The sequence below is a fragment of the Burkholderia sp. AU16741 genome, assembly GCF_002223345.1.
In the GTDB taxonomy this organism is placed as follows: domain Bacteria; phylum Pseudomonadota; class Gammaproteobacteria; order Burkholderiales; family Burkholderiaceae; genus Burkholderia; species Burkholderia sola.
The window spans coordinates 622,955-644,422 of the sequence record NZ_NKEZ01000007.1 but is presented as its reverse complement, the minus strand read 5'-3'; the positions used below and the strand labels follow the sequence as shown (position 1 = coordinate 644,422).

Sequence of the window (21,468 nt, the reverse complement as noted above, 5' to 3'; positions counted from 1 at the left end):
CAATGAGCAACGCGTGCCGGCCGCTCGCCGGGCGCGATTTTGTAACGCGCCGTTAATACCCGTTCGCCGCCGCGCGCGGTCGAATGTCAAATCCCGCCGTCGGCGCTGCGTCATGCGACGGGATCAGCCGCACCGGCGGCCCGCCACTGTCAAATGGATGGCCCTTCGCGCGCGCACGCACCGCCAATCCTCCGTAATAATCACGACTCGCCTTTTCCGTCGCCCGGCAGCACACTGCATTCTGTCGGCGCGGCGTTCCCCCGGTGGAACGGTCCCCCTCGCTTCCATCGCGTCGCGTCGGCCCATTCATCACGACACCACGGAAAAGAACATGCAACGCTCGCTGATCGCCCTCGCTTTCGCCGGCCTCGGCCTTTCGCTGTCCGGCCTCGCTCATGCCGTCAACGTCGACGTCAACATCGGCACGCCCGCGCCGGTCGTCGTCGCTCCCGCACCGGCGGTAATCGTCGGCTGGCACGGCGACCGCTATTGGGACGGCCGCCGCTACTGGGAACGCCGCGAGTGGGAGGATCACGAGCGTCATCGCGGCCATGGCGGCTATCACTGCCCGCCGGGGCACGCGAAAAAGGGCGAATGCTGAACGCCTGAGCGCGGGCCATCCGGCCTTCGCGCCGAAACGAAAAGAACAAGGCCGCACGCGAACGCAAGTTCGCGTGCGGCCTTTGTCGTGATGGACGCCGTTGCGCCGTGTGTCGTTACTGGAACGCCACTTCCGCGAAGCTCCGCAGTTTCCGGCTATGCAACTTGTCGAGCCCGTTCGTGCGCAGGATCTCCATCGCCTTCACGCCGATCTGCAGATGCTGGTCGACCTGCCCGCGATAGAACGTGTCGGCCATGCCCGGCAGCTTCAGCTCGCCATGCAATGGCTTGTCGGACACGCACAGCAGCGTGCCGTACGGCACCCGGAAGCGGAAGCCGTTCGCGGCGATCGTCGCGCTTTCCATGTCGAGCGCGATCGCGCGGCTCTGCGACAGCCGCTGCACGGGCTCGCGATGGTCGCGCAGCTCCCAGTTGCGGTTGTCGACGCTCGCGACCGTGCCCGTGCGCATCACGCGCTTCAGCTCCACACCCTCGAGCCGCGTGACCTCGGCCACGCCGCGCTCGAGCGCGAGCTGCACTTCGGCCAGCGCCGGGATCGGCACCCACAGCGGCAGGTCGGCGTCGAGCACGTGATCCTCCCGCACGTAGCCGTGCGCGAGCACGTAGTCGCCCAGGCGCTGCGTGTTGCGCAGCCCCGCGCAGTGACCGAGCATCACCCACGCGTGCGGGCGCAGCACCGCGATGTGATCGGTGATCGTCTTCGCGTTCGACGGGCCGACGCCGATGTTGACCATCGTGATCCCGCTGCCGTCCGCGCGCTTCAGGTGATACGCGGGCATCTGCGGCAGGCGCGGCGGCGCGGTGCCCTCGGCCGGCTCGCCGCCGAGGTTCGCGTTGTACGTGACGACGTCGCCCGGCTCGACGAACGCGCTGTACTCGCTGCGGTACGCGCGCACCTCCGGATCGTCGCTTTCCGTCATCATCGTGCGGCCGAGCTTCACGAACTCGTCGATGTAGAACTGGTAGTTCGTGTAGAGCACATAGTTCTGGAAGTGCGTGGGCGACGTCGCCGTGTAGTGGCGCAGCCGATGCAGCGAGAAGTCGACGCGCGCGGCGGTGAACAGCGCGAGCGGATGCGGCTCGCCCGGCGCCGGCTCGAACGTGCCGTTGACGATGCGGTCGTCGAGATACGACAGGTCGGGCGTATCGAAGATGTCGCGCATCGCGAGCAGGCGGTCGCGATCGAGTTCACCCTCGAGATGGATGCCTTCCGGAAACGCGAAATGGATTGGAATCGGCTGCGACGACACGCCGATCTCGATCTTCACATGGTGGTTCTTCGCCAGCAGGCGCAGTTGCTCGCGGTAGTAGTTCGCGAAGAGATCGGGGCGCGTGACCGTCGTCTCGAACACGCCGGGGCCCGCGACGAAGCCGTACGAGCGGCGCGAATCGACGTGCGTGTTGACGTCGGTGCGGATCCGCACGAACGGGTAGCACGCGCGCACGTGCTCGGTAATCGCTTCGTGGCGGCGATAGCGCGCGAACGCATCGCGCAGGAAGCCCGTATTCGTGTCGTAAATGGCGGACAGCCGCGCGACGGCAGCGATCGGATCGTCGAAAGCCTCGACCGACGGGCTTTCGGGCGACAGCACACGGTGCCGGCGGCTCAAATCGTTCTTCATTTTCATCACCTCGTCTGATCCGACGACATTACCACGGAACCCGGTCGCCCTTATGGCCGCCCCTGCGCACACAAGGGCCGGATGGTGCACAGTATTTGCTAAAATCGGTAGGTTCACTGGAGACTCATCATGAAGCCGCTCATTTTCGTCGCCGCTGCCGTCGCGTTTGCCGCCGCCAGCGTCGCTCACGCCGCCGGCGGCACGCCTGACGCCGACGCGCAGGCCCGGGCCGAGGCCAACGAAGCCGCCGGCCTGCCCGATCTCCGCAAGATCAACCGGCCGGGCGCCGAAGTCACGTCGAAAGTGGACTTCGCCGACATCCGCCGCACGCCGAGCTTCCACGAAAAGAGCAAGAACGGCACCGAGGTCACCGAGTACCGCGACCGCGGCAAGCCGGTCGAGATCGACGTGAAGTCGAACTTCGGCACGCGCTACCAGATGAGCTCGACGCCCGACACGTCGCCGAAGCCGCACGACGCCGGCATCCCGATCACGCGCCTGCCGTCGCTGAACCTGCGCTACTGATTCCGTGGCGCCGCGCACCGACCGCGCCGCGCCGCTCCTTCACCTGCTGTCGCGCTGCACGCCGCCCGCGTGCCGACACCTTGACCTGACGCATCCCGCATGGCCGTTTTCACCGCTGTTTCCGACTCCGATCTCGCGCAATGGATGCGCCACTACGAACTGGGCGACGTGCTTGCGTTCCGCGGCATTCCGTCCGGTATCGAAAACAGCAATTTCTTCCTGACGACGACGCGCGGCGAATACGTCCTCACGATCTTCGAAAAGCTCACGGCGCAGCAGTTGCCGTTCTACCTCGACCTGATGCGCCACCTCGCCGCCCATGGCGTGCCGGTGCCGGACCCGGTCCCGCGTGACGACGGCGCGCTGTTCGGCGAGTTGCACGGCAAGCCGGCCGCGATCGTCACGAAGCTCGACGGCGCGGCCGAACTCGCGCCCGGCGTCGAACACTGCATCGAGGTCGGGCAGATGCTCGCGCGCCTGCACCTCGCGGGGCGCGACTATCCGCGCAGCCAGCCGAACCTGCGCAGCCTGCCGTGGTGGCAGGAGAACGTGCCGGCGATCGTGCCGTTCATCACGGACGCGCAACGCACGCTGCTCGAAGGCGAGCTCGCGCACCAGGCCGGCTTCTTCGCGTCGGACGACTATGCGGCGCTGCCGGCCGGCCCCTGCCATTGCGACCTGTTCCGCGACAACGTGCTGTTCGCGCACGCGGCGCCCGGCACCGGCCACGACGTGCGGCTCGGCGGGTTCTTCGACTTCTATTTCGCGGGCTGCGACAAGTGGCTGTTCGACGTCGCGGTCACCGTCAACGACTGGTGCGTCGACCTCGCGACCGGCGTGCTCGACGTCGCGCGCGCCGATGCGTTGCTGCGCGCGTACCAGACGGTGCGGCCGTTCACGGCCGAGGAACGCCGCCACTGGAGCGACATGCTGCGCGCCGGCGCATACCGCTTCTGGGTGTCGCGCCTGTACGACTTCTACCTGCCACGCGCGGCCGAGATGCTCAAGCCGCACGACCCCGGCCATTTCGAACGCATTCTGCGTGAGCGTATCGCGCATACGCCCGCGCTTCCCGAGATCCAAACCGCATGCAACTGATCGAAGTGCCCGCGAAAACGGGCTATGTCTGGTTCCGTCAAGGCATCTGGCTGTTCCGCCGGAACCCGCTCGCGTTCATCACGCTGTTCTTCACGTACCTGCTCGCGATCACGCTGGTGTCGAGGGTGCCCGTGATCGGCTCCGCGCTGCCGCTGATGTTCATTCCCGGCATCGCGGTCGGCTTCATGGCCGCGTGCCGCGACACGGTGGCCGGCAAGACCGTGATGCCGACGATCCTCGTCGACGGCTTTCGCTCGTACGGCGCCGTCGCGACCCAGCGGCTGCTCGTCCTCGGCGTAATCTACGTCGCGTCGATGGTGCTGGTGTTCGCCGCGTCGTCGTTCGTGGACGGCGGCGCGCTGTTCCACGTGATGATGGGTGCGGCCGACGAAGCGAACACGACGCCCGAGACGCTCGCCGCGCAAGGCACGCTCGGCGCGCTGTTCTTCGCGACGCTGCTCTATCTGCCGGTCGCGATGCTGTTCTGGTTCGCGCCGGTGCTGGTCGCGTGGCATGACGTCCCGCCCGCGAAGGCGCTGTTCTTCAGCGTCGTCAGTTGCTGGCGCAATCGCGGCGCGTTCGTCGTGTACGGCGTACTGTGGTTCGGCGTCGCGCTCGGCACGTCGCTCGTGCTGTCGCTGCTGCTGCAGGCGCTCGGCGCCGGCGCGTATGCGCTCACGATCATGATGCCGGTGACGATCATCATCGTCACGATGCTGTACTGCTCGTTCTACGCGACCTATCGCGGCTGCTTCGGCGTGCAGGAACCGGGCGCCACGACGACGTCGGGCCGCTGACTGACTGCTCTCCCGGCCGGCGCGGGCCGCCCGCCGCCGGCCGGCGCGCTGTTTTCCCGCACCGCGGCGTCGCGCGGCGCGCTTCTGCTCCCCCTTCTTCCGGTATCGAACGCTGCGGGTCGCCCCTGTTCAACGCGATCTTTTGCGCGCAAAATAATTTGCGTACAAATCGTTCGCGCATCCGATGCGCTACCCGAATCATGGATCGCCTGCCTCCGCTGCCCCAGACGCTCGACGAGCAACTCTGCTTCGCGCTTTATTCGACTTCGCACGCGATGACGAAGGCGTACAAGCCGCTGCTCGACAAGTTGTCGCTGACCTATCCCCAATATCTCGCGATGCTCGTGCTGTGGGAGCGCGACGACATGGCCGTGAAGGACGTCTCGGCGCGGCTCGACCTCGATCCGGCCACGGTCACGCCGCTGCTCAAGCGGCTGGAAGCGCTCGGCTACGTCGAGCGCGTGCGAAGCGCGGCCGACGAACGGGTGGTCAACGTGCGCGTGACGCCGGAAGGCCGTGTGCTGAAGGACCGCGCGCGCTCGGTGCCCGCCGACCTTTTTTGCGCGATGCAACAGACACCCGAATTCCTGGTGAGGCTGCGCGCCGATCTCCAGCAGTTGCGCGACGCGTTGTCGGTGGCCAACGAACGCTGACACTTCGCGCATGAAGCGACCCGCCCGGCATCGCCGGGTTTTTCTTCAAAATTTAATTTGCACACAAATCATTAGTGTTCTATATTTCAGTCGTGGCCGGCGACATCCCGTTTGACCGGACCGCTTTCTCCCTCTCTTCCCGACAGGAGCTGCACGATGAACATTCTGTACAAGACCAGCGCCACGAGCACCGGCGGCCGCGACGGCCGCGCAGTATCCGCCGACAACAAGCTGGAAGTGAAGCTGGCGGCGCCGCGCGAACTCGGCGGCACGGGCGCGGAAGGCACGAATCCGGAGCAACTGTTTGCCGCAGGTTACTCGGCCTGCTTCCTGAGTGCGATGAAATTCGTCGCGGGCCAGAACAAGCAGACGCTGCCGGCCGATACGCAAGTGACGGCGGAAGTGGGCATCGGCCCGAACGATGCAGGCGGCTTCGGGCTCGACATCGAGTTGCGCGTGTCGCTGCCGGGGCTCGACAAGAACGACGCGCAAGCGCTGGTCGACAAGGCACACCACGTGTGCCCGTATTCGAACGCGACGCGCAACAACGTGCCGGTGCGCCTGACGGTCGTCTGACACGACGCCGGTTCGGGTTTCACGCGAATACAAAAAGGGCGCGTGCGGCACCATGCCGCACGCGCCCTTTTGCGCGATGCATCGAAACGGCGGGCCGGCAGGCCCGCGTGCGCCGCTTAGCGCGCGCCGATCGAATACGGACGATTCATTGCCGCGTCGCGATCGATCTTGCGCATGCGGAATTCGAGATCGTAGATGTCGGTGGCTTCGGCCAGGTACGCGTCGGCGCGCTCTTTCGCAGCCTTTTCAGCGTTCTTGGTCAGCATCAGGAAGAGGTGGCTCAGCAGGTACATGGTCGATCTCGCTGTTCAAAGGTTCTGGACTAGGGGTTTTCCCGAATTATAGGGAAAACCCTAGGCTTTGACCAGCGTCGATCAAACGATGCGTCGTTCGGTCGCCACAGTGCGACGACGGGTTTCGAAAAAAGCCCAGATCATCACGCTTGCGTCGGGGCCGACCGCCGCGTGAAACGGCACGGCTTCGTCGCCGCCGGCCCACGCGTGATCGAGCCCTTTCACGTGACACAGCCGCACCACCGGCTCGCCGTCGCGGCATACATCGGTAATCTGGACGCCCGTTTTGCGCGTCTCGACGCGCTCGCCGCCGCGCAGCGCGCCCCGGCTGTCGGCGAGCCCGTTCAGGCGCATGAACTGGACGGTCAGTTGATCGGCGTTCTTCGGCGCGACGACATGATCGCCGTCGCCCTGGACGATCAGCGCCGGCATGCCCGGATACGCGCCGGCGTCGACCAGCGCATCGACCGCCGCGGCCGGGTTCTGCCGCAAACCGCGGCGCATCACGTCCATCGCGGTGATGCCGGAATTCGCTTCGCCGAGTGCGGGGCCCGAGTGCAACGCGACCGCCGCGAAACGGTCCGGGTGGTGCAGCGCAAGCAGCGAAGCGAGCCCCGCGCCGGCCGACAGCCCGGCGACGTAGACGCGCGACGCGTCGAAACCGTACTCGTCGACCAGCGCGTCGACCAGCGCCGCCACCGTGTCCGCCTCGCCCCGCCCCGCGCGGTCGGTGTCTTCATACCAGTGCCAGCACCCATGCGCGTGCGCACGCAGCGACTGTTCCGGATACAGCACCGCGAAGCCGTGCTTGTCGGCCAGCAGGTTCATCCGCGTGCCCAGCGCGAACTCGTCGACGGACTGCTGGCACCCGTGCAGCATCACGACGAGCGGCATCGCGCCACGCCGGCGGCCGGACGGCACGTAGAGCCCGTACGCGAGGTTCTGGACAAGGCGACCGAGCGCGGGCGCCATCGGATATTCGCCGCGCGCCCACTCGCCGGCCGCCCACGCGGCCGCGCGCGGTCGCACACGCGACTCGCGAGGTGGGGACGGGTCGGATACGGCAGGAGAGGCCGCGGCCTCGAGTGCGTCGCGGGTGATGCGCTGCGCATCGCGCGCCGCGCGCTTGGCGACCGGGGACAGCATGCGTTTCATGCCGCCCAGCCATACCTTGGTCAGACTTTTGGTCATCGATCGGGCTCGCAGTCAGGAAAAATAGGGCGCCATGAGAGCCGCCACAACGGATGCATCGTTCGACTTTGTGCAATGCACCATAACATTGTTTCCAGGATTTTTCCTGCTCGTCGATCGTGCCCGGTCGCGCAAAAAGCGGGCCCCATGCGGACGCGGCGCTATACTGGGGTTTCGTCGCTTGTATCCGTTGTAGTCGTTCTTCCCGGCTCGCGCGTTGATTTAAGCATTGTCCCCGCCTTCGTTCGTCCCCTTCCCGATGTTCGACCTGCCCGCTCACCTGTGGATCATGATTACCGCGTTCGGCGGCGCCGGCCTGACCTTGCCGCTCGCGATCACGATCGCCGTCTGGCTCGCGCTCGGCTACTCGTGGCAGCGTGCGGCCGCGTGGCTCGGCGTGCTCGCGGCCGCGATCGGCGTGGTGGCGCTCACGAAGATCGCGTTCCTCGGCTGGGGCATCGGCATCCGCGCGTGGGATTTCACCGGGTTCAGCGGCCATGCGATGCTGTCGACGTCGGTGTATCCGGTCGCGATTTTCCTCGCGCTGATCCGCACGCGCACGCCGGTGCGGCTCGCCGGCATCGCGCTCGGGCTGGCGGCCGGCGTCGCGGTCGGCGTGTCGCGGGTCGCGCTCGACGCGCATTCGCCGTCCGAATCGATTACCGGCTGCCTCGTCGGCGGAGTCGCCGCGCTCACGTTCATCGCCGGCTCGTGGCGCGCGACGCCGCACCGCTGGTCGGTGCCGGCGGTCGTCGCGAGCCTCGCGCTCGTCACCGTGGCGCTGCACGGCCTCACGGTGCCGTCGCATCGCTGGGTCACCAAGGTCGCGCTGGAACTGTCGGGCCACGAGCGCCCGTTCGTCCGCGCGCGCTGGAAGGCCAATCCGAACTACCATCCCGCGTCGCAGCCGTCGTCGCTGCAGCGCACCCGATCGGCGCCGCCTACGCTTCACGCGTAACCGGCCGCCCGTTTTCACGTCCGACCATTTCATGCGCACCGTCGCATGAGCACTATGCCGAGCGTTATAACCCGCCCTATATTACGATTACGGTTTCCATCCATTCACGACGAATCTCCATGCGCTCAACCGTCCGTCCGCTTCGCCGCACCCTGCTTCGCCTGCTGCCGATCGCCACGCTTGCCGCCGCGGTCGCATTCAGCGCACCCGCTTGCGCCGCCGACGAACTGGTCGTGTCGGCGGCCGCCAGCCTGACGAACGCGTTCAAGGCCGTCGGCGACGCGTACGAGAAGCAGCATCCGGACACCAAGGTGCTGTTCAACTTCGGCGCATCGGACGTGCTGATGCAGCAGATCGCCAAGGGCGCACCGGCCGACGTGTTCGCGTCGGCCGACCAGAAGGCGATGGATCGCGCGGTGAACGAGAAGGTGATCGTGCCCGGCACGCGCCGCGATTTCGCGGCGAACTCGCTCGTGCTGATCGTGCCGGCGGACAACCGCGCGCCCGCGCCGGCGTCGCTGAACGACCTGAAAGCGCCGGGCGTGAAGCGCATCGCGTACGGCGATCCGGCCTCGGTGCCGGTCGGCCGCTACACCGAGGGCGCGCTGCGCGCGGCCGGCGTGTGGGATGCGGTCAGCGCGAAGGGCGTGCTGGCCGCCAACGTGCGCCAGAGCCTCGACTACGTCGCGCGCGGCGAGGTCGACGCGGGCTTCGTGTTCGGCACCGACGCGGCGATCATGCCGGGCCGCGTGAAGATCGCGCTGACGGTGCCGACCCAGACGGCCATCACCTACCCGATCGCCGTGGTCAAGGACAGCCGCCACGCCGCGCAGGCGCAGTCGTTCATCGATTTCGTCGCGTCGCCGCAGGGGCAGGCCGTGCTGTCGACGTTCGGCTTCAAGCCCGCCAAGTGAGCGAATCGCGATGCAAGACGCCTGGGTCCCGCTGCTGCTGTCGCTGAAGGTTGCCGGCTGGGCGACCGCGCTCGACATCGTGCTCGGCGTCGCGGCCGCGTTCATGCTCGCACGCTGGCGCTCGCCGCTGCGCGACGTCGTCGATTCCGTGCTGACGCTGCCGCTCGTGCTGCCGCCGACCGTGCTCGGCTATTACCTGCTCGTGCTGCTCGGCCGGCGCGGCGTGTTCGGCGCGTGGCTCGACACGTTCGGCATCGAACTGGTGTTCACGTGGCAAGGCGCGGTGATCGCGTCGATGGTCGTCGCGTTTCCGCTGATCCTGAAATCGGCGCGCGCGGCGTTCGAGGGCGTCGATCCGCATCTCGAGCGCGCCGCCCGCACGCTCGGGCTCGGTGAAGCCGCGGTGTTCTTCCGCGTGACGCTGCCGCTCGCCGCGCGCGGGATCCTCGCGGGGGCGCTGCTCGCGTTCGCGCGCGCGCTCGGCGAATTCGGCGCGACGCTGATGATCGCCGGCAACCTGCCCGGCCGCACGCAGACGCTGTCGGTCGCGATCTACGCGGCCGTGCAGGCCGGCGACGACAACACGGCCAATTTCCTCGTGCTGGTGACGTCGATCACCTGCGTGCTCGTGCTGCTCGCGACCGGCTGGCTCGTGCCGTCGCGCGCCCGGCGGAGCCAGTTGACATGAAGCACCTGCGCCGCCCGTATCGCGCCCGTCGTCCGGCAGCCGGCCCGCTTCGGCGGAGGCCCGCATGAGCGTCGTCGTCGACATCCGCAAGACCTACGCGAACGCCGAACGCCGCTTCACGCTCGACGTGTCGTTCACGGCGACGACGCAGCGCGTCGTGCTGTTCGGGCCGTCGGGCGCGGGCAAGAGCATGACGCTGCAGGCGATCGCCGGGCTGCTGACGCCCGACGAAGGCGCGATCACGCTGAACGGCGAGCCGCTGTTCGACGCCGCGCGCCGCATCGACGTGCCGACCCGCGAACGCCGTGTCGCGTACCTGTTCCAGGACTACGCGCTGTTCCCGCATCTGAACGTGCGCCAGAACATCGCGTTCGGGCTCACGTCCGGCCTGCGCAATCCGCGCGCGAAAACGGCGCCGCCGGAGGTCGCGTACTGGCTGCGCGCGTTCGATCTCGAATCGCTCGCGGGGCAATATCCGTCGCAACTGTCGGGCGGGCAGAAGCAGCGCGTGGCGCTCGCCCGTGCGCTGGTCGCGCAACCGCGCATCCTGCTGCTCGACGAACCGTTCGCGGCGCTCGACGGTGCGATGCGCCAGCGCATGCGCCATGAACTCGCCGAACTGCAGGCGCGGCTCGACATCCCGATGGTGCTGATCTCGCACGACCCCGATGACGTCGCCGCGTTCGGCGACCAGGTCGTGCAGTTGAGCGAAGGACGCGTGCGGGCGAGTTCGCCGCACGCCGAGTGGCCGACGCGCGTCACCTGAACGCGCGACGCCGTGGTCGCGAGCGTGGCGCCGGCCGCCACGCCGGAGCTTGAGAGCAGCCGCGTCGCGGCACATGCTGAAAGCGGAAACGAAGCCGGTGCGATGCGCACGCATGCGGCACCGGCTTCACTCCGCCCCGCACGACGGCCGTCGGCCAATGGAAGCCGCGCTGCCGGGCGGGTCAGCCGGTCACCGCCAGAATCACGCTCGACGCCTTGAACAGCGCGATCGCGCGCCGGCCGGCGTCGAGCTGCAACGCATCGACGCTGTCGTTGGTCACGACGGCCGTCAGCGTCCCGCCGCCGTCGAGCACCAGCGTCACCTCGCTGTTCACCGCGCCCGCCGTGACGGTTTCGACGCTGCCGCGCAGCCTGTTCCGTGCGGACACCTTGAGGTCGGGCCCGCCATCGTCGACTGCGAGCACGACCCACGATGCCTTCACCAGCGCGCACGCGCTCGCGCCTTCCCGCAGCCCGAGCGCCTCGGCGCTTTCGTGCGTCAGCACGGCGACGACGGCTTGCCCGCCCGGCAGCGCGAGCGTCACCTCGTCGTTGACGGCGCCGCGCACGATCGACGCGACCTTGCCGAACAACTGGTTGCGCGCGCTCGTCTTCATCCCGATCCGGCCGATCAGCGCCCAGTCGACGTCGAAGCCCGCAACGGCCGCGCTCGCGGCCTCGATGAAGCGGCGATGCTCGCGCTCGATCGTGCGGAATGCGGCGATCAACGACGTCGCGCGCGGCGTCAGCGTCGTGCCGCCGCCGCCCTTGCCGCCCGTCGAACGCGCGACGAGCGGTTCGCCGGCGAGATTGTTCATCGTGTCGACCGCGTCCCACGCGGCCTTGTAGCTGAGGCCCACCGCCTTCGCCGCGCGCGTGATCGAACCGGTGTCGCCGATCGCCGCGAGCAACGCGATGCGCGTCGCGCCGCCGAGCGTCTGTTCGCCGGCGCGCAGCCACAGCTCGCCGCCCAGTTCGAGCGGCCCGGGGGACGAGGAAGAATGCGGTGCGTCGGTCATCATCGGCATGCGTGCGGGAAACGGGCGGCCATTATAGGGTCCGGCGCGCGGCGCTCAGCCCGGCTTGCCGTCGAGCTTCGGCGGCCGCAGGCTGGCCAGCAGCGTCTCGGCGTCGCGGGCGGCCCGCTGTTCGAGCGCGGCGCCGTAGCCGCGCACGAAACCGAGCTGATACGGCGGCGCGGCCAGTTGCTCGAGATGATGCAGCGCGACCATCGCGTCGTTCGCTTCGCCGAGCACGCTCTGCACGCGCGCCAGCGTCTTGACCGTCTCGGTGCGCGTGCGGCGCGACGCCAGCGACGCGAAGAATTCCAGTGCGTAGCGCAGCCGCTTCGCATCGATCCGCACCTGATGGCGCGCGGCCGTGTCGAGCGACGTGAGCGACGGCGATCCGTAGAGATGACCGAACAGCCGCCGCACGCGCTTGGTCGCGTGACGCCGCAGCGGCGGCGCGTCGTCGCCGTCGGCCGCGGGCAGCGCGAGCGCGCTCAGCCATTCGAGCCAGCCGAGCGTCAGCCGCGCATAGCGCGCCGAATGCAGCGCCTGCCGCAGCTCGACGCGCGCGGCCATCGACTGCGCGCGGGCCGCGCCGAGCGTGCCGTCCCACTCGCTGCCGCCGCCGTCGGCCGCGATCAGTGCGGGCAGGCTCTCGGTCGCGAACACGTCCCAGTCGCGCACGGTGCCGAGCAACGCGGCGAGCCAGCGCAGGTCGACGCCGAGCGTGTCCTTCCATTGACGGTCGGTGAAGCGCGGGAAGAAGCGCATCAGCGTGCGCAGGCGGCGAAGTGCGACGCGCATCTGGTGCACGAATTCGGGATCGTCGCGATCGAGCACGCCGCACTCGTTGCCGAGCCATTGCGCGGTGATGTCGCCGGACAGCGCGAACAGCGCGGCGCGCTGCGTGCGGATGCCGGTCAGGTCGACGGGCTGCGCCTTGACCAGCGCGGCGGCCACCGGCCCGCCCGCACAGGCGCGGTCGATCACGCTCGTCAGCTGCACGAAGGCGGGCCACGCGCCGGTCAGTTCGCGCGCCGCGGCAAACAGCGCGTGCAGCGCGGCCGTGCGCGCGGCAACGGTTTCCCAGTCGGGCGCGGCCAGACGCAACTCGACGTAGCGGCGCGGCGGCTCGCCGCCGCCGTGCAGCGTGATGTCGTCGAGCGTCATCTCGACCACGACGCCGCTGTCGTCGGCCCAGCGCCCACGCCGCCGTTCGCTGACGATACGCAGCGCCGACGCCTGGGACCGCGCTTCGTCGGTGTCCGAGGGAACGCCGTCGATTTCGGCGGCAGGCGCGTCGGCATCGGCCGCGGCACCTGTCGCGGGTATCGGAAGCGGCGTCGCGACGACGACGCCCGCGTGCTCCGCGTCGAACAGTTCGCGCTGCGTGACGCCGGGGGCGAAGGTCTCGGTGCGCGACGCGACGACCCGCGTGCCATGCGCGTTCGATTCGACCCAGGTCCACCAGCTCGCGCCCGGGCTCCGCTCGGCCTCCTCGATCTGGCACGGCTCGATCGTCACGCGCTCGTGGCCGCGGCGCATCCGGACCTGCGGGCAAATGCGCCACGCGCGCACGAGTTCGGCGCCGAAGTCGCGCTGCGCGCCACGGGCGCGGCTTGCGCCCTTTCCCGGCCACCCTTCCAGCGACAACGACAACACGATTTCCAGCACACGCGACATGGAGGCCCCTGCACAAGAAGAATCGCCGGCGCATCGACCGCGCCGGCGTCGCTCGTGAAGCAACTTCCATAGTACACGCCCCAAAAGGGCGCAGGCGACGATCCGGCCCTGTCTCCCTGTGTCAGGTCAAGCCGGCACGTCAGACCGCGTATTGCGCGATGCCGTTGCCGAACGACCAGTTCTCCTTCAGCACCTCGACAAGATTGATGAAGACGTCTTCCTGCCGCACGCCGGGCTGCTGCGAAAGGTTGTCGGCGATCGTCCGGTACAGCAAGCGCTTTTGCTCGAGCGTGCGCGTGTTGTTCGCGGTGATCTGGATGATCACGAGATCGTCGCTGCGTTCGATATCGAGGTAATGGCGGCCGAACACGAAATTCTCGGCCGCATGCTCGGTCACGACCATGAAGATGTCGTCCTCGGGGACGTTGAACGCCTGTATCAGCGCGCGCTGCACGCCGTTAACGAGGGCCTTGCGATAGGCGGCCGGTTTGCCTTCGCGGACGGCGATACGGGTGAATGGCATGGTGCTGCTCCTGTCGGTAAGTGACGTTGAGGATCGAAAACACAGCGTCAGGTTAGGCGCGACAATCTATAATGAACAGTCATTGATGAATATTTCATCCATTTTCATTTGAAATGAAAGTACTCGATCTCGATGCGGTTCGCGCGTTCGTGCTGGTTGCGGACCTCGCCAGTTTCACGCGCGCCGCCGATGCGCTCGGCACCACGCAATCGGCCGTCAGCCTGAAGCTGAAGCGGCTGGAAGCCCATCTCGGCAAGCCGCTGCTCGCACGCACGCCGCGCGTCGTCAAGCTGGCGGCCGACGGCGAGAACTTCCTGCCGGCCGCCCGCGCGCTGCTCGACGCGCACGAGCGTGCGCTCGGCGCGATCTCGACCGGCACGGCGCGCCTGTCGCTCGGCGTCAGCGAGCACGTCGCGGTGCCCGACCTGCCCGCCGTGCTGACGAGCCTGCACCGGCAGGATCCGGGGCTGTCGCTGGAAATGCATCTCGGGGCGTCGACGAGCCTGCTTCCGCAATACGACGAACGGCGGTTCGATGCGGTGATCGCGCGGCACGAACCCGGCGAGGATCCGCCGCGCGACGACGCCACGCCGCTGTTCACCGAGCCGCTGGCGTGGCTCGCCGCGCCCGACTGGGCGCCGCGCGCTGGCGAGCCGCTGCCGCTCGCCGTGCTGGCCGGCCCCTGCGGCGTGCGCGCCGCCGCGCTGCGCGCGCTCGACCGCGCGGGGCTGCCGTGGCGCGAGCGCTTCACGGGCGGCGGCGTCGCGGCGGTCGCGGCCGCCGCCGCGGCGGGGCTGGCCGTCTGCCCGCTCGCGCGGCGCGTCGCCCCGCGCACGCTGGTCGACGTCGGCGCGAAATTCGGGCTGCCGGCGCTGCCGCAGTCGCAGGTCGTGCTGTATTCGCGCGTCCGCGACGCCCGGGCCGCCGCCGCGCTGCGCAGGTTCGCCGACAGTCTTGCAATCTCGGCGTAAACTAGCGGGCCCGCCGCCCGTAATCTCCAGACGAATTCCGATGAAGCCCGACGCCCGCAAGCACCTCCGCGCCAACCTGCTGATGCTCGGCGCCGCCGCGATCTGGGGCTCCGCTTTCGTCGCGCAACGCCTGAGTCTCGACGTGATCGGCCCGTTCCTGTTCACCGGGCTGCGCTTCCTGCTCGGCGCGCTCGTGCTGGTGCCGCTGCTGATCCTGAATCCCGCGTCGCGCGCGCAGCTCGCGGCGATCCGGCGCGCACCGGCGCTGCTGCTGCCGGGCCTGGCGCTCGGCGGGCTGCTCGCCGTGTCGATCTCGTTGCAGCAGGTCGGCCTGCAATACACGCGGATCGCGAACGCCGGCTTCATCAGCTCGCTGTACGTCGTGATCGTGCCGCTGATGGGCGTGTTCGCGCGCCACCGGATCGGCACGGGCACGTGGTTCGGCGCGTTGCTGGCCGCGATCGGCCTGTATTTCCTCAGCATCGACGAGCACTTCTCGGTGCTCTACGGCGACTGGTTCCAGCTCGCGGGCGCCGTCATCATCGCCGCGCACGTGATGGCGGTCGGCCATCTCGCGAAACGCCACGATCCGCTCGTGCTCGCGTTCCTGCAGTTCGCCGTATGCGGCGTCGCGTGTCTCGCGGTGGGCCTGGCCGTGGAACCCGTCAGCGTCGCGATGCTGCGCGGCGCGCTGCCGACGCTGCTGTACGGCGGGCTGCTGTCGGTCGGGGTCGGCTATACGCTGCAGGTCGTCGCGCAACGCGACGCGGCGCCCGCGCACGCGGCGGTGATCTTCAGCATGGAAGGCGTGTTCGCGGCGATCGCCGGCTGGGCCGCGCTCGGCGAAACGCTGACGCTGCGCGCGCTCGTCGGCTGCGCACTGATGCTGGCCGGCCTGCTCGCGTGCCAGTTGCTGCCGAACGGCGACGCGCGGAAAAAGGACGAGGACGCGCTGCCGGCGTGACGCCCACCGTCCCTATAATGGCGATTCGCGTGACTTCCACGCCAACCGCTTCCGACAGGCCAGCTCCGTGACGTCCACTTCCGTCGATCCCGCCGCCGACCTGCTGCGCGAACGCGCAGCGCACTACGCCGCCCAGGCGGCGCTGTTCCTGCGCGACCAGGCGCTCTCCACCGCGTCGCACGACCTGCGCAGCCCGCTGAATGCGATGCACAGCTGGGCCTACGTGCTCGAGCGCCAGCTTGCCAATGCCGATCCGAACCTGCAGCGCGCGCTCGCGGGCATCCGCACGGGCATCGATCAGCAGGTCGCGCTGATCGACGGCGTGCTCGACGCGCCGCGCGCGGAAACCCGCACGCTCGCGCTCGCGCCGCAGCCGTTCGCGCTGCGCGCGCTGCTCGACGAAACGATCGCGCTCGTGCGTTTCGCGCTCGCGGACGCCCGCCAGGTCGCGCTCGACACGACGCCGCCCAACGGCGAGCCGTCGCTCACCGCCGATCGCGAGCGCGTCGCGCAGGCGCTCTGGACCCTGCTGACGACGGCCGTCGAGGCCAGCGCCGCGGGCAGCCGCGTCGCATTCGCCTGCACGCGCGACGGCGCGCAGTTCACCGCGCGCGCCACCTGCACCGTGAACGCCGACGTGCTCGTCGATCCCGCCCAGCCGCACGCGTTCGAATCGTTCGCACGGCGCGAGATGCTGCGCGAGCGCGACACGAAACGCAGCGCGTGGACACTCGCGCTGTGCCAGCGCGTCGCCCTCGCGCACGGCGGGACGTTCACACACGACCTGTTCGCCGACGGCGCGCTCGCCACCCTCACGTTCTCGATTCCGTGCGAGGCGCCGGTGTAAGCAAGCGGTCGCCCGACGCATTACAAATTCCTTTCTGGCTCTATACTGACGGGCCTGTCATAACCGGAGCGATTCTTTGTTACAGATCTTCGCGCTCATCGGCGCGTTGTTCCTGGTGGCCCTGAACGGGTTCTTCGTTGCGGCCGAATTCGGCCTCGTCAAACTCCGCGCGACGCGCGTCAAGACCCTCGCCCGCAAGCACGGCCTGCGCGGGCGCATCCTCGGCATCGTGCACGGCCGGCTCGATGCGTATCTTTCCGCGTGCCAGCTCGGCATCACGCTCGCGTCGCTCGGCCTCGGCTGGGTCGGCGAACCCGCGTTCGCGCAACTGCTCGGCCCGCTGCTCGACCTGATCGGCGTCGAGTCCGAACGCGTCGTGCACCTGATCTCGCTCGTGTTCGCGTTCTCGCTGATCTCGTTCCTGCACATCGTCGTCGGCGAACTGGCGCCGAAATCGATGGCGATCCGCCAGCCGGAGAAAGTCGGCCTGTGGGTCGCGCTGCCGCTCTACGCGTTCTACTGGGCGATGTATCCGGCGATCTGGGTGCTCAACACCAGCGCGAACGCGGTGCTGCGGCTCGCGGGGCTGTCGGCCGACCACGGCGGCGATGCGCACTATTCGACCGACGAGCTGAAGCTGATCCTGCGCAGCCGCCGCAGCGCGGCCGGCAATGCGGCGCAGCCGGCGCGCGGCACGTACAGCAACGACGAATGGAACACGCTCGCGCATTCGCTCGATTTTTCGTCGATGACCGTGTCGGACCTGATGCGGCCGGCCCATGAAATGATCGGCCTGCGGCGCGACCTGCCGCTGCCCGACAACATGGAGATCGTCGCGCGGCACCGCTTCAGCCGCTATCCGCTGTTCGAGGATGCGTCGCGCGAACAGGTGAGCGGGCTGATCCACCTGAAGGACCTGCTGCTCGCGCGTCACGCGGGCGCCGCGCTCGAGGATCTCTCCGACTACGTGCGCCCGGTCCAGTACGTGAAGCCCGACACGCCGGCGCTGGAGCTGTTCCGCCGCTTCCGCAAGGGCGCGCCGCACTTCGCGCTGGTCGGCAACAAGGGCGAGAAGCCGATCGGCTTCCTGACGCTCGACAACCTGCTCGGCGCGCTGGTCGGCCAGATCCACGACGAGTTCCGCCAGGGCGATGCGGACTGGAGTCGCCTCGACGACGGCACGCTGATGGGCAAGGGCAGCCTGCCCGTCGTGTCGCTCGAGCAGGCGCTCGGCATCGACATCGACGAAGGCCGCGCGGAATCGGTCGGCGGCCTCGTGATCCAGGCGTTGAGCGACCTGCCGACCGAAGGGCAGCGCGTGGCGTTCGACCGCTTCGACGTCGTCGTGAAGAAGATGAACGGGCCGCGCATCGTGCTCGTGCGCGTCTATCCGAAGATCGCGAAAGAGGCCGACGAATGACGGCCGCGCGTCGCATCGCGCGATGAACGCGCCGCTGCCGCGCTGCTGCGTGATCACGCCGGAGCCGGCGTCCGCGTCGGCGGCCGATCGGGCCGCGTTCCTCGACCGGCTGTCGGCCGTGCTCGCACGCGGCGAAACGCTCGTGCAACTGCGCGTGAAATCGTTCGACGCGGCGGGGTTCGCGTCGCTGGCCGCCGCGGCGCTCGCGCGCTGCGACGCGGCCGGCGCGCACCTGATGCTGAACGGCCCGATCGACGCGGCCGGCGTGATGCGGCTCGACGGCGCCGGCTGGCATCTCGACGGCCCCGCGTTGCGCGCCGCCGCGCAGCGGCCGCTGCCGGCCGGGCGATGGGTGTCCGCCGCATGCCACGCGCAGGACGAGCTGCTACTGGCCGCACGTGCCGGCGCGGATTTCGTCACGCTGTCGCCGGTGCTGCCGACGCTCAGCCACCCCGGTGCGCCGACGCTCGGCTGGGCGCGATTCGACGCGCTGGCCGCACAGGCCGCGATGCCCGTGTTCGCGCTCGGCGGCATGACGCGCGCACACCTCGACGACGCGCGCCGTCACGGCGCGTACGGCATCGCGGGCATTCGCGGGTTCTGGTGATTCGGTGCTTTCCGGCAGGCGGCCGGCAGCCCCCCTTCACGCGTTCGTCCGCTCATGCATTCAGGCTCGGACGCATTCCGCGCCACGAACCGTCGTCCATGCGGCGCACGTCGTGCGTCAGCGCGTAGCGATTGACGTCGCCCGTCAGCCACGCGACGAGCGAATACGGCGGCAACTCCCCTTCATCGACCCGGTCGCGCGCGCGTGCCGGCGTCTCGAACACCACCCGCCCGACCGGGGCGTCGAACGGCACCGCATCGGGCGACAGGTTCAACGCGATCGTCAACGTCTCGTCGTCGGCGAGCCGCCATGATGCGCACAGCGCGTCGGCATCGCCGTCCGCCTTCAGCGCATGGGCTTCCTGCGGCCGGCAATCGGACAGCCGCGGCGCGATCAGCTTCGCGCGCACCGCGAGCGCCGACTGCACGAAATGCGCACGGTCGAGGTCGCGCGCGGTTTCGTCGAAGATCAGCGGGATCTGCGGCGTGAGCAGCGACAGCGCGAGCGCGGCCAGACCGGCCGCCTGCCCGCGATCGCCCGGGCCGCCGTCGCGCCACGCGCCGTCGGACAGCACGAGCGACGTCAGCGACAGTCCGCTGTCGGCGGTCATCCCGTCCGCCGACGCGGCCGGCCGGTATGCCGCGCCGGCCGCGGTCAGCGCGCGGGCGAGCGTGTGAATCGACTGGTGCGTGGAAATGCCTTCATGCGCCGACGTGTCGCGCCCGGTGAGCCGGTGCAGCGCGCGTTCGCCGCAGCCGTTCCACTGCGCGTCGAAATGGGTATCGGCGAGATGCGCCGGATGCCGCTCGCTGCCGAGCACGAGGTGGATCAGGCGGTCGGCCGGCACGGCGGCGCGCACGCGATCCGCGATCTCGCGCAGCCACGACACGCCGATCCGGTCGGCTTCGCGCAGGCGCAGCCCGTCGCAGCGGTATTCGTCGATCCAGTACAGCGCGTTGTCGCAGAAGAAATCGCAGACTTCCGGATGATCGAGCGCGAGCGGGGCAGCCTGCAGCGGATCGTCGCGCGTATGGAAGAACGGCCCCGCGTAGTGGCGCAGCGCATCGGTGCCGCTGCCGAAGCGCGCGTAGTCGAGCTCCAGCAGCACCGCGAGACCGTAGCCGTGCGCATCGTCGATCAGCGCCTTCAGCGCGTCGGGGCCGCCTTCGGCCGCGAGCGGCGCGAACGGCAGGCTGTCGTGCGGCGACGCGAGCAGCTCCAGCGCGGTCACGCCGAGACGCGCGAGCCGAGGCAGGCGGCGGCGCACGGCGTCGAAGCCGCCCACCGCGTGCGGGCGGATCGCGTAGAGCGCGATGTCTTCCCACGCGCGCCCGTGCCAGAACGTATTGCGCCACGTGAACGCGCGCGGATCGACGACCTCGCTCGGGCCGTCGAGCCCGTCGGGCTGCGAGCGCGATGCGGGATCGGGAATCGACACGGTATCGTCGAGACGATAGCGGTAGCGTGCGCCCGCGCCGCAGTCGACGAAGACCTCGAACCAGTTCGGGCCGGCGCTCGTCATCGGGACGAGCATCGGGCCGTAGCCGGTATCGAGTTCGAGCTGGACGTGGGTGCTGCCGGGCGCCCACACGCGAAAATGCGTGCGCGGCGTCGTGCTGAGCGCGCCGCAGGGCTGCGCGCCAAACGGCAAACAATGGATGTAGTGCTGCGCGTACGGATCGTGCGGACAATCGGACATCATGCGCTCCTCGTGCGTACCGAGCGGCATGGCCGCGCCGATGGCGCAGCGCATCGGAGCCCGGCATGCGACGGCCAGGCGGGGGAGAGCACCGAGTATGCGCCGGATTCGCCCCGTCGATGCATCGTAGTCAGACATTTTTAAATACGAATCGACCCTTGGAACATCGCCGCTGGAAACGGGCCGGCATGCGCCGCTGAGTCGGGTAGTCGGCATACCGGAATGATGGGTCGTCTTGTTGCGCGGGCCGCGCGCACATACGCTCTGCGCCATGTTCGCGGACATGTCGTCCGCCCCTACCCGAGGACCCGCCATGTCGCTTCCCGCCAGCGCCGCGAAATTCGATCCGTCGCGTGCCCACGAATACGCCGAGCAATCGCGCATCGCGCTCGCCGGCTACGATGCGTGCCACGAACTCACCACCTGCATGCTCGCGTCGGCGATCGGTGCGACCGATGCGCGGATCCTCGTTGCCGGCGCGGGCGGCACGGGACAGGAAATCTGCGTCGCGGCCGCGCTCGAACCGGGCTGGCAATTCACGGCCGTCGACCCGTCCGCGCCGATGCTCGCGCTCGCGCGTGCGAACGTCGAAGCCGCGGGTTTCGGCGCGCGCACGACGTTCGTCGAGGACGGTGTCGACGCGTTGCCCGACGTGCCCGCGTTCGACGGCGCGACGCTGATCGGCGTGCTGCATCACGTGCCGGGCGACGACGCGAAAGCCGCGCTGCTGCACGCGATCGCGCGACGCCTGAAGCCCGGCGCGCCGCTCGTGCTCGCCGGCAACCATCGCCGCTACGCGGACCACCCGCGCCTGCTCGACGCGTGGCAGCAACGCTGGCGCATGAAGGGCGCCACGCCCGACGCCGTGCGCGCGCAACTCGCGAAGATCCTGCAGGGCGCCGATCCGCCCGCGTCCGAGGAAGCCGTATTCGCGCTGCTGCGCGACGCGGGCTTCGACGCGCCGCTGCGTTTTTTCGCGAGCCTGTTCTGGGGGGCGTGGGTCGCGGTGCGGCGCGCATGACGGTTCGACGCGCCCGCGACGG

The 21,468-nt window shown here is 69.2% G+C and carries 23 protein-coding genes; 16 read left to right on the top strand and 7 right to left on the bottom strand.

Annotated elements, in window-relative coordinates; genetic code table 11:
- Positions 1 to 331: 331 nt before the first annotated feature.
- Positions 332 to 601, top strand: a complete 270-nt coding sequence (locus CFB89_RS19790; RefSeq protein WP_089469313.1) for a hypothetical protein — start codon at positions 332 to 334, stop codon at positions 599 to 601.
- 115 nt (positions 602 to 716) lie between these two features.
- On the opposite strand, the gene CFB89_RS19785 is transcribed toward CFB89_RS19790, so the two are convergent.
- Positions 717 to 2,243: an AMP nucleosidase gene (locus CFB89_RS19785; RefSeq protein ID WP_011548157.1), complete on the bottom strand. Its 1,527-nt coding sequence runs from the start codon at positions 2,241 to 2,243 to the stop codon at positions 717 to 719.
- Between the two features lie 129 nt (positions 2,244 to 2,372).
- Between CFB89_RS19785 and CFB89_RS19780 the strand changes: the two genes are divergently transcribed.
- From CFB89_RS19780 to CFB89_RS19760, 5 genes are all read left to right on the top strand, one after another.
- Positions 2,373 to 2,768 carry a hypothetical protein gene (locus CFB89_RS19780; protein WP_006479446.1) on the top strand — a complete coding sequence of 132 codons (396 nt, stop codon included), beginning with the start codon at positions 2,373 to 2,375 and terminating at the stop codon, positions 2,766 to 2,768.
- A gap of 99 nt (positions 2,769 to 2,867) precedes the next feature.
- A complete protein-coding gene (locus CFB89_RS19775) occupies positions 2,868 to 3,866 on the top strand; it encodes a homoserine kinase (RefSeq protein ID WP_050011351.1) in 999 nt (332 codons plus the stop codon).
- Positions 3,857 to 4,663 carry a BPSS1780 family membrane protein gene (locus tag CFB89_RS19770; protein WP_089469312.1) on the top strand — a complete coding sequence of 269 codons (807 nt, stop codon included), beginning with the start codon at positions 3,857 to 3,859 and terminating at the stop codon, positions 4,661 to 4,663. The genes CFB89_RS19775 and CFB89_RS19770 overlap by 10 nt, the downstream gene beginning before the upstream one ends.
- 200 nt (positions 4,664 to 4,863) lie before the next feature.
- Complete coding sequence (locus CFB89_RS19765; protein WP_089469311.1) at positions 4,864 to 5,316, top strand: MarR family winged helix-turn-helix transcriptional regulator; 453 nt, start codon at positions 4,864 to 4,866, stop codon at positions 5,314 to 5,316.
- A 156-nt stretch (positions 5,317 to 5,472) separates the two neighbouring features.
- Positions 5,473 to 5,892, top strand: a complete 420-nt coding sequence (locus tag CFB89_RS19760) for an organic hydroperoxide resistance protein (protein ID WP_089469310.1) — start codon at positions 5,473 to 5,475, stop codon at positions 5,890 to 5,892.
- Positions 5,893 to 6,008: 116 nt separating this feature from the next.
- Here the strand turns inward: CFB89_RS19760 and CFB89_RS19755 are convergent, their stop codons facing one another.
- Both CFB89_RS19755 and CFB89_RS19750 read right to left on the bottom strand, forming a co-directional pair.
- Positions 6,009 to 6,185 carry a DUF3563 family protein gene (locus CFB89_RS19755; RefSeq protein WP_069618521.1) on the bottom strand — a complete coding sequence of 59 codons (177 nt, stop codon included), beginning with the start codon at positions 6,183 to 6,185 and terminating at the stop codon, positions 6,009 to 6,011.
- Positions 6,186 to 6,266: 81 nt separating this feature from the next.
- Positions 6,267 to 7,376 carry a PHB depolymerase family esterase gene (locus tag CFB89_RS19750; protein ID WP_089469309.1) on the bottom strand — a complete coding sequence of 370 codons (1,110 nt, stop codon included), beginning with the start codon at positions 7,374 to 7,376 and terminating at the stop codon, positions 6,267 to 6,269.
- Positions 7,377 to 7,635: 259 nt separating this feature from the next.
- Between CFB89_RS19750 and CFB89_RS19745 the strand changes: the two genes are divergently transcribed.
- The 4 genes from CFB89_RS19745 (at position 7,636) to CFB89_RS19730 (ending at position 10,702) form a co-directional block, all read left to right on the top strand.
- Positions 7,636 to 8,334, top strand: coding sequence for a phosphatase PAP2 family protein (locus CFB89_RS19745; RefSeq protein WP_089469308.1), 699 nt, complete (start codon positions 7,636 to 7,638; stop codon positions 8,332 to 8,334).
- Between the two features lie 119 nt (positions 8,335 to 8,453).
- Positions 8,454 to 9,248, top strand: coding sequence for a molybdate ABC transporter substrate-binding protein (gene modA, locus CFB89_RS19740; protein ID WP_089469307.1), 795 nt, complete (start codon positions 8,454 to 8,456; stop codon positions 9,246 to 9,248).
- Between the two features lie 10 nt (positions 9,249 to 9,258).
- Positions 9,259 to 9,936 (top strand): molybdate ABC transporter permease subunit, encoded by a 678-nt coding sequence (gene modB, locus CFB89_RS19735; RefSeq protein WP_089469306.1) that lies wholly within the window; start codon positions 9,259 to 9,261, stop codon positions 9,934 to 9,936.
- A 64-nt stretch (positions 9,937 to 10,000) separates the two neighbouring features.
- On the top strand, positions 10,001 to 10,702 hold the full coding sequence (locus CFB89_RS19730; RefSeq protein ID WP_089469305.1) for a sulfate/molybdate ABC transporter ATP-binding protein: 702 nt from the start codon (positions 10,001 to 10,003) through the stop codon (positions 10,700 to 10,702).
- Positions 10,703 to 10,883: 181 nt separating this feature from the next.
- On the opposite strand, the gene CFB89_RS19725 is transcribed toward CFB89_RS19730, so the two are convergent.
- From CFB89_RS19725 to CFB89_RS19715, 3 genes are all read right to left on the bottom strand, one after another.
- Positions 10,884 to 11,720 (bottom strand): TOBE domain-containing protein, encoded by an 837-nt coding sequence (locus CFB89_RS19725; protein ID WP_089469453.1) that lies wholly within the window; start codon positions 11,718 to 11,720, stop codon positions 10,884 to 10,886.
- Positions 11,721 to 11,774: 54 nt separating this feature from the next.
- On the bottom strand, positions 11,775 to 13,394 hold the full coding sequence (locus CFB89_RS19720; RefSeq protein ID WP_089469304.1) for a CHAD domain-containing protein: 1,620 nt from the start codon (positions 13,392 to 13,394) through the stop codon (positions 11,775 to 11,777).
- Positions 13,395 to 13,533: 139 nt separating this feature from the next.
- Positions 13,534 to 13,917, bottom strand: a complete 384-nt coding sequence (locus tag CFB89_RS19715) for a tautomerase family protein (protein WP_089469303.1) — start codon at positions 13,915 to 13,917, stop codon at positions 13,534 to 13,536.
- Between the two features lie 113 nt (positions 13,918 to 14,030).
- Here CFB89_RS19715 and CFB89_RS19710 point away from each other — a divergent pair, with 113 nt between their 5' ends.
- From CFB89_RS19710 to CFB89_RS19690, 5 genes are all read left to right on the top strand, one after another.
- A complete protein-coding gene (locus CFB89_RS19710) occupies positions 14,031 to 14,888 on the top strand; it encodes a LysR family transcriptional regulator (protein ID WP_089469302.1) in 858 nt (285 codons plus the stop codon).
- Positions 14,889 to 14,928: 40 nt separating this feature from the next.
- Complete coding sequence (locus CFB89_RS19705; protein WP_089469301.1) at positions 14,929 to 15,852, top strand: DMT family transporter; 924 nt, start codon at positions 14,929 to 14,931, stop codon at positions 15,850 to 15,852.
- Positions 15,853 to 15,919: 67 nt separating this feature from the next.
- Positions 15,920 to 16,699: a sensor histidine kinase KdpD gene (locus CFB89_RS19700; RefSeq protein WP_089469300.1), complete on the top strand. Its 780-nt coding sequence runs from the start codon at positions 15,920 to 15,922 to the stop codon at positions 16,697 to 16,699.
- A 76-nt stretch (positions 16,700 to 16,775) separates the two neighbouring features.
- Positions 16,776 to 18,119 (top strand): hemolysin family protein, encoded by a 1,344-nt coding sequence (locus tag CFB89_RS19695; RefSeq protein ID WP_089469299.1) that lies wholly within the window; start codon positions 16,776 to 16,778, stop codon positions 18,117 to 18,119.
- Between the two features lie 22 nt (positions 18,120 to 18,141).
- Positions 18,142 to 18,726: a thiamine phosphate synthase gene (locus CFB89_RS19690; protein ID WP_089469298.1), complete on the top strand. Its 585-nt coding sequence runs from the start codon at positions 18,142 to 18,144 to the stop codon at positions 18,724 to 18,726.
- 52 nt (positions 18,727 to 18,778) lie between these two features.
- Here CFB89_RS19690 and CFB89_RS19685 read toward each other — a convergent pair whose 3' ends face one another.
- Complete coding sequence (locus CFB89_RS19685) at positions 18,779 to 20,425, bottom strand: DUF3459 domain-containing protein (RefSeq protein WP_089469452.1); 1,647 nt, start codon at positions 20,423 to 20,425, stop codon at positions 18,779 to 18,781.
- Positions 20,426 to 20,738: 313 nt separating this feature from the next.
- Between CFB89_RS19685 and CFB89_RS19680 the strand changes: the two genes are divergently transcribed.
- Positions 20,739 to 21,446: a class I SAM-dependent methyltransferase gene (locus CFB89_RS19680; protein ID WP_089469297.1), complete on the top strand. Its 708-nt coding sequence runs from the start codon at positions 20,739 to 20,741 to the stop codon at positions 21,444 to 21,446.
- The last annotated feature ends 22 nt before the right edge of the window (positions 21,447 to 21,468 follow it).

Excerpts from the sequence above, each read along its gene's own strand:
- CFB89_RS19720 (WP_089469304.1), bottom strand. The coding sequence starts at position 13,394 with ATGTCGCGTGTGCTGGAAATCGTGTTGTCGTTGTCGCTGGAAGGGTGG.
- CFB89_RS19780 (WP_006479446.1), top strand. The coding sequence starts at position 2,373 with ATGAAGCCGCTCATTTTCGTCGCCGCTGCCGTCGCGTTTGCCGCCGCC.
- CFB89_RS19790 (WP_089469313.1), top strand. The coding sequence starts at position 332 with ATGCAACGCTCGCTGATCGCCCTCGCTTTCGCCGGCCTCGGCCTTTCG.
- CFB89_RS19770 (WP_089469312.1), top strand. The coding sequence starts at position 3,857 with ATGCAACTGATCGAAGTGCCCGCGAAAACGGGCTATGTCTGGTTCCGT.
- CFB89_RS19730 (WP_089469305.1), top strand. The coding sequence starts at position 10,001 with ATGAGCGTCGTCGTCGACATCCGCAAGACCTACGCGAACGCCGAACGC.
- CFB89_RS19725 (WP_089469453.1), bottom strand. The coding sequence starts at position 11,720 with ATGACCGACGCACCGCATTCTTCCTCGTCCCCCGGGCCGCTCGAACTG.
- CFB89_RS19710 (WP_089469302.1), top strand. The coding sequence starts at position 14,031 with ATGAAAGTACTCGATCTCGATGCGGTTCGCGCGTTCGTGCTGGTTGCG.
- CFB89_RS19750 (WP_089469309.1), bottom strand. The coding sequence starts at position 7,376 with ATGACCAAAAGTCTGACCAAGGTATGGCTGGGCGGCATGAAACGCATG.
- modA (WP_089469307.1), top strand. The coding sequence starts at position 8,454 with ATGCGCTCAACCGTCCGTCCGCTTCGCCGCACCCTGCTTCGCCTGCTG.
- CFB89_RS19745 (WP_089469308.1), top strand. The coding sequence starts at position 7,636 with ATGTTCGACCTGCCCGCTCACCTGTGGATCATGATTACCGCGTTCGGC.
- CFB89_RS19760 (WP_089469310.1), top strand. The coding sequence starts at position 5,473 with ATGAACATTCTGTACAAGACCAGCGCCACGAGCACCGGCGGCCGCGAC.
- CFB89_RS19765 (WP_089469311.1), top strand. The coding sequence starts at position 4,864 with ATGGATCGCCTGCCTCCGCTGCCCCAGACGCTCGACGAGCAACTCTGC.
- CFB89_RS19690 (WP_089469298.1), top strand. The coding sequence starts at position 18,142 with ATGAACGCGCCGCTGCCGCGCTGCTGCGTGATCACGCCGGAGCCGGCG.
- CFB89_RS19680 (WP_089469297.1), top strand. The coding sequence starts at position 20,739 with ATGTCGCTTCCCGCCAGCGCCGCGAAATTCGATCCGTCGCGTGCCCAC.
- CFB89_RS19715 (WP_089469303.1), bottom strand. The coding sequence starts at position 13,917 with ATGCCATTCACCCGTATCGCCGTCCGCGAAGGCAAACCGGCCGCCTAT.
- CFB89_RS19705 (WP_089469301.1), top strand. The coding sequence starts at position 14,929 with ATGAAGCCCGACGCCCGCAAGCACCTCCGCGCCAACCTGCTGATGCTC.
- CFB89_RS19755 (WP_069618521.1), bottom strand. The coding sequence starts at position 6,185 with ATGTACCTGCTGAGCCACCTCTTCCTGATGCTGACCAAGAACGCTGAA.
- CFB89_RS19785 (WP_011548157.1), bottom strand. The coding sequence starts at position 2,243 with ATGAAGAACGATTTGAGCCGCCGGCACCGTGTGCTGTCGCCCGAAAGC.
- CFB89_RS19775 (WP_050011351.1), top strand. The coding sequence starts at position 2,868 with ATGGCCGTTTTCACCGCTGTTTCCGACTCCGATCTCGCGCAATGGATG.
- CFB89_RS19685 (WP_089469452.1), bottom strand. The coding sequence starts at position 20,425 with ATGTCCGATTGTCCGCACGATCCGTACGCGCAGCACTACATCCATTGT.
- modB (WP_089469306.1), top strand. The coding sequence starts at position 9,259 with ATGCAAGACGCCTGGGTCCCGCTGCTGCTGTCGCTGAAGGTTGCCGGC.